Genomic DNA, 377 nt, shown 5'->3' with positions numbered 1-377 from the left:
CTGTAGGTGACGGTTGAGCCCGCATCCGGATCCGTGGCCGAGGCGGTTATTCCGATAAGATCGCCGGCCGCTGCGAGTTCGGCGATCTGGTTGGCGGTTGGGTCGGCATCGGGCGGTGTGTTGAAAGCGACCGGACTGCCGGAAACAGGCAGAAGATACTCAACGTGCAGCAGCGGCGCGCTGGCAGGGTTGTATTCGTAGGAATCGGCGGTGCGCGTGCCGGTGCCGGTGATCAGGAACGCCATGTCGTTGAGCGCGGCCCAGCCCGAGCGGTTGACGATCTCCTGCACGACCGCAGTGAGGTCCGGCGTGCGCTCGGCCAGGCCATGCTCGCCGACGATGCTCCAGGGGTCCGGAGTCCAGGCAGTGGATGCCGA

The 377-nt window shown here is 66.0% G+C and carries 1 pseudogene; it reads right to left on the bottom strand.

The features are described 5' to 3' along the window. Positions 1-377, bottom strand: a pseudogene (locus EN852_RS36100) (RTX toxin); the annotation flags it as partial.

This window comes from Mesorhizobium sp. M2E.F.Ca.ET.209.01.1.1 (assembly GCF_004010375.2).
Taxonomy (GTDB): domain Bacteria; phylum Pseudomonadota; class Alphaproteobacteria; order Rhizobiales; family Rhizobiaceae; genus Mesorhizobium.
This window is presented reverse-complemented; position numbering and strand designations above follow the sequence as displayed.